1 protein-coding gene is annotated in these 2,928 nt (G+C 65.0%); it reads right to left on the bottom strand.

The features are described 5' to 3' along the window. On the bottom strand, nucleotides 1-2,857 hold a 2,857-nt coding region (locus ACFQUU_RS29100), incomplete at its 3' end, for an amino acid adenylation domain-containing protein (RefSeq protein WP_382252105.1). Nucleotides 2,858-2,928 lie beyond the last annotated feature (71 nt).

The raw sequence follows: 2,928 nt of genomic DNA, 5'->3' as shown, positions 1-2,928 counted from the left end.
TGCGCCAGACCACCTGCAGCGGCTCGGCCAGGCCTTCCCACTGCACCGCGGTGCGCAGGATGTCATGCCGGTCGATCACTGCCTGCAGCGACTGCATGAAATGGTCGAGCAGGTCGCGACTGTCGAAACTAAACAGCGACGACAGCAGGTAGACGTCGCCCTTTGTGCTGGCGAGGTGATGGAACAGGATGCCTTCCTGCAGCGGCGCCAGCGGGTAGATGTCCTGCACGTTGGCCGCGCCGCCGGGCACGCTGGCGACGATACGGTCGATCTCGGCCTGGGTGAGCGACACCAGCGGCAGCATGGCCGGGGTGATCGCCACGCAATCAGGCGCAATCAGGTTGTCGGGTACGACTACGGTCGCGCTGCTGCTGCCCGCCTCCGAGGCCAGTTCGGCCAGCACCGGATGGGTGAACAGGCTGCGCACATCGGCATGCAGGCCGGCCCGGCGCATGCGTTCGATCAGCGTAATGGCCAGCAGCGAATGGCCCCCTAGCCGGAAGAAATTGTCGTTGCGCCCGACGCGCTCGACGCCGAGCACCTCGGCCCAGATCGCCGCCAGCGTAGTTTCGGCTTCACCTTGTGGCGCTTCGTAGACCTCGCTTGCATAGGCATCGCCATCCGGCGCCGGCAGCGCCTGGCGGTCGAGCTTGCCATTTGGCGTCAGCGGCAGTGCATCGAGTGCGACATAGGCAGCCGGCACCATGTACTCCGGCAGCGTTGCCGACAGGTGCGTGCGCATGCCGTCCACTTCCACCGTGCCCGGCTCGTCTTCCGTGTAGTACGCCACCAGCCGCTTGTCGCCCGGCTGATCCTCGCGTGCGATCACTACCGCTTCACGAATACCTTCCTGTTCCAGCAAGCGTGCTTCAATTTCGCCCAGCTCAATACGGAAGCCGCGCAGCTTGACCTGATCGTCGTTGCGACCCAGGAACTGAATACTGCCATCCTTCAGGTGGCGACCCAGGTCGCCGGTTTTGTACATCCGGGCACGCGGCTCGTCACTGAACGGATCGGCCAGGAAACGTTCGGCCGTCAGGCCATCGCGGTTCAGGTAACCACGCGCCACCCCGGCGCCGCCGACATACAACTCGCCGGCCGCACCCTGCGGCACCGGCTGCCCGTACCCATCCAGCAGGTAGATGCGCAGATCCGCTATCCGTTGCCCGATCGGGCTCGGCCCGGCCGTCTCCGCATCCGCCGCCGTAAGCGCCCGGTAAGTCACGTGCACCGTGGTTTCGGTGATCCCGTACATGTTGACCAGTTGCGTGTCGCGGTTGCCTTGCCGTGCATACCACGGCCGCAGCATCGCCACTTCCAGTGCTTCGCCACCAAAAATCACCTGGCGCAGCTTGTGCTGTTCGACGCTGCGCTCCTGGGAGGTGATCAGTTGACGAAACGCGCTCGGCGTCTGGTTCAGTACCGTCACTCCTTCGCGGCACAACAGTGCAAAAAACGCATCCGGCGCGCGTACCGTCTCCTGCGGCACCACTACCAGCCGACCGCCATAGGCCAGTGCGCCCCACAGCTCCCATACCGAGAAGTCGAACGCGAACGAGTGGAACAGCGTCCATACGTCCTGCCGGTCAAAGCCGAACCGGCCATCGGTGGCATTGAGCAGGCGCGCGACGTTGCGGTGCTCGACCATCACGCCCTTCGGTGTGCCGGTCGAACCGGAGGTGTAGATTACGTAGGCCAGACTTGCTGGTGTGACCCCGGTCGCCTCGATTGCGAGGTCGCTGGCGTCTTCATCCGCCCATGCGGAATGTGCATCGAGCTCGACCACGATTGCCGGGCAACTCTCCAGCGTGGTGCGCAGTGCCGGATCGAGCGCGCCGTGCGTCAGCAGCGCCACCGGGGCGCTGTCTTCGAGCATGAACGTGAGACGCTCTGGCGGATACGCCGGGTCCAGCGGCACATAGCCGCCACCGGCCTTCATTACCGCCAGGATCGCGACCACCATGTCGAGGCTGCGCTCCATGCAGATCGCTACCCGTGCATCGGGTCCCACTCCCAGCGTGCGCAGGTGACGCGCCAAGCGGTTGGCGCGGCTATTGAGTTCGCCGTAGCTCAGCTGTTGTTCTTCGTGCGTGAGTACGATGGCCTGCGGCTGTGCGGCGGCCTGCGCCTCGAACAGCTCGTGCAGACAGGTGGTTGCAGGATAGGCATCGGTCGCATTCCAGTCGACCAGCAATTGTTGGCGTTCCTGCTCGTCCAACAGCGGCAGCCGCGCAACCTGCAGGCTGTCGTTGTCCACCATCGCCGTCAATGCACGCTGCAGGTAACCCAGCATGCGTTCGACGCTGGCACGCTCGAACAAGGCCGTCGCATATTCCAGACCACCGGCAATCACATCGCCCGCTTCACCCAGGTTCAGGGTCAGGTCAAACTTCGACGTCAGGTACTTGCCACCCACGGCCGCCGGCGTGAGACCATCCAGCGTAAGTTCACCCTCTTCATTGTTCTGCCAGGCAAACGATGCCTGGAACAGCGGGCTGTGTGCCATGCTGCGTGGCGGGTTGACCAGCTCCACCACCTGCTCGAACGGCAGGTCCTGGTGCTGCTGCGCTTCCAGCGTGCGCGCCTTCACCGACTGCAGCAGTTGCGCAACCGTCGGCGAACCGGCCAGGCCGATGCGCAGCGCCTGGGTATTGATGAAGATACCGATCAGCGGCTCGACCTCGGCACGCAGGCGGCCAGCCATCGGCGTGCCAATCACCACCTCATCCTGCCCCGACAGCCGCGACAGCACCGCCGCCCAGCCAGCCAGGACAGTCATGAACAGCGTGGTGCCATGGCGCCGGCTCAGCGCCTTCAGGCCCGCCGTCAGTTCGGCATCCAGTTCCAGTCCAACCACATCGCCCGCATAGTCCTGCACCGCCGGACGCGGCTGGTCGGTCGGCAACTCCAGCAATGCCGGCGCCCCCG

Origin of the sequence: Herbaspirillum sp. GCM10030257 (assembly GCF_042666555.1) — a bacterium.
Lineage (GTDB): Bacteria > Pseudomonadota > Gammaproteobacteria > Burkholderiales > Burkholderiaceae_D > Noviherbaspirillum.
This window is presented reverse-complemented; position numbering and strand designations above follow the sequence as displayed.